Here is a 2,618-nt window from a genome sequence, read left to right as displayed (position 1 = left end):
TCGACCTCCGCCAGCGCCTCCGCGAAGACCGGGGACTCCGCCAGCAGCCGCCGCCCCATCCCCGCCCACTGCGAACCCTGACCCGGGAAGACGAAGACGGTCTGACCCGCGACGTCCGCCGTCCCGGTGACCAGTGCGGGCCCGGCCGCGCCGGCCGCGAGCGCGGCCAGCCCGGCGCGGTGACCGTCCAGCGCGTCGGCGACCACGACGGCGCGGTGCGGCAGGAGCGCCCGGCCCTCGGCCAGGGTGCGGGCGGCGGCGGCGGGCTGCGGGCGCCGCGCGTCGGCGTGGTCGAGCAGCCGCTCGGCCTGGGCGCGCAGGGCGGTGGCCGAGGCCGCGGACAGCAGCCAGGGGACGGCGGCGGGTTCCCGGTCGCCCGGCGTCTCCGCGCCCTGCGGGGTCTGCGGGGCGGGCGCCTCCTCCAGGATGACGTGCGCGTTGGTGCCGCTGACGCCGAAGGCCGAGACGGCGGCCCGGCGCGGGCGCTCCGCCCGCGGCCACGGCCGGGCCTCGGTCAGCAGCCGTACGTCCCCCACCGACCAGTCGACCTGCTGGGTCGGCTCGTCGACGTGAAGGGTCTTCGGCAGGACCCCGTGCCGCAGCGCCTCCACCATCTTGATCACCCCGGCCACCCCGGCGGCGGCCTGGGTGTGCCCGATGTTGGACTTCAACGAGCCCAGCCAGAGAGGCTGTTCGGCCGACCGCCCCTGCCCGTAGGTGGCCAGCACCGCCTGCGCCTCGATCGGGTCGCCGAGCGGCGTGCCGGTGCCGTGGCCCTCGACGGCGTCGACGTCGGCCGCCACCAGCCGGGCGTTGGCGAGCGCGGCCCGGATCACCCGCTGCTGGGCGGGGCCGTTGGGGGCCGTGAGACCGTTCGAGGCACCGTCCTGGTTCACGGCCGAGCCCCGGACCACGGCCAGCACCTCATGGCCCAACCGCCGCGCGTCCGAAAGCCGTTCCAGGACGAGGACGGCCACGCCCTCCGCCCAGCCGGTGCCGTCGGCGGCGTCCGCGAACGCCTTGCACCGCCCGTCGGCCGCGAGCCCGCGCTGCCGGGAGAACTCCACGAACGGCGAGGGCTGGGACATCACCGCGACCCCGCCCGCCAGGGCGAGCGAGGACTCACCGCTGCGCAGCGACTGGGCGGCCAGGTGGACGGCGACCAGGGAGGAGGAGCAGGCGGTGTCCACGGTGATCGCGGGCCCCTCCAGGCCCAGCGTGTAGGCGACCCGGCCCGAGGCCACCGAGCCGGAGGTGCCGGTCGCGAGGAAGCCTTCGAGCCCCGCCGGCACGCTGCTCAGCCCGGTGGCGTAGTCGTGGTACATCACGCCGGAGAAGACGCCGACCGCCGTACCGCGCAGCGCCGCCGGGTCGAGGCCGGCCCGCTCCAGGGCCTCCCAGGAGGTCTCCAGCAGCAGCCGCTGCTGCGGGTCCATCGCCAGCGCCTCGCGCGGCGAGATCCCGAAGAAGGCGGCGTCGAACTCGCCCGCGCCGTCCAGGAATCCGCCCTCGCTGACGTAGGAGCGGCCCGCCCGGTCGGGGTCCGGGTCGAACAGCCCGTCGAGGTCCCAGCCGCGGTCCTCGGGGAACCCGGCCACGCCGTCGCGGCCGTCGGCGACCAGCTGCCACAGCTCGTCCGGGGAGCCGACGCCGCCGGGCAGCCGGCAGGCCGTGCCGACGATGGCGATCGGCTCACCGGCCGCCGCCTCCAACGCCGCTTTCTCTGCGGCGAGTTGTTCGTTGTCCTGGAGGGCGGCCCGGAGCGCCGCGACCAGCCTCGCCGTCTGATCGGAGGCGGCCGCGCCGTCGGTGGTGGTGGTCATGTCTGCCTTTCGGAAGGGGCGGAGGGCCGTCGGCGGTCAGCCGCGGCCGCGCAGGGCGCGGGCGACCAGGCCGTCGATGTCCAGGTCGGCGATGGCGGGTCCGGCGTCGGGGCGGGGTTCGGGGGCCGGGGCGGTGGCGACGGCACCGGGGGCCGGCGGTTCGGGCAGCAGCTCGGACCGCAGGTGGCGGGCGAGCGCGAGCGGGGTCGGGTGGTCGAAGACCAGGGTCGCCGGGAGCCGGACGCCGGTCGCCCGGGCCAGCCGGTTGCGCAGCTGCACCGCGCCGAGCGAGTCGAACCCGGTCTCCTTGAAGGCCTGGGCGGCGGCCACGGCGTTCTTCGACGGGTGTCCGAGCACGGCGGCCGCCGCCGAGCGCACCAGGTCGAGGAGCTCGCGGTGCTGATCGCGCTCCGGCAGCGCGGCCAGCCGGGCGGCGAAGCCGGCGGCCTCGTCGGCCGGTGCGGAGGCCGCGGTGGCGGTGCGGCGGGGGGCGCGGACCAGACCGCGCAGCAGCGGGTTCAGCTCGCCACCCGCCGCCTGCGCCCGCAGCGCCGACCGGTCCAGGCGGGTCGGCACCAGCACCGGCTCCGGGGAACGCAGGCCCGCGTCGAAAAGGGCCAGCGCCTCGTCCGTCTCCATCGCCGCCAGGCCGCCGCGCGCCAGGCGGGCGTGGTCCTGCTCGCCCAGGTGGCCGGTCAGTCCGCTGGCCTCGGCCCACAGGCCCCAGGCCAGCGAGACCGCCGGCAGACCCCGGGACCCGCGCCACCGCGCCAGCCCGTCCAGGAAGGCGTTCGC

Annotated in this window: 2 protein-coding genes; both read right to left on the bottom strand. The window is 77.6% G+C overall.

Translation table 11 applies throughout. The annotated features are described in order from the left end of the window. The coding region (locus ABT093_RS40840; RefSeq protein WP_502884434.1) for a type I polyketide synthase at positions 1-1,775 on the bottom strand (1,775 nt) is incomplete at its 3' end. An 84-nt stretch (positions 1,776-1,859) separates the two neighbouring features. Then, on the bottom strand, positions 1,860-2,618 hold a 759-nt coding region (locus ABT093_RS40835), incomplete at its 5' end, for a beta-ketoacyl reductase (RefSeq protein WP_350572578.1).

Origin of the sequence: Kitasatospora sp. NPDC002551 (assembly GCF_040296005.1) — a bacterium.
Taxonomy (GTDB): domain Bacteria; phylum Actinomycetota; class Actinomycetes; order Streptomycetales; family Streptomycetaceae; genus Kitasatospora.
The sequence above is the reverse complement of the archived record's forward strand: the minus strand, read 5'-3'. Positions and strand labels throughout refer to the sequence as shown.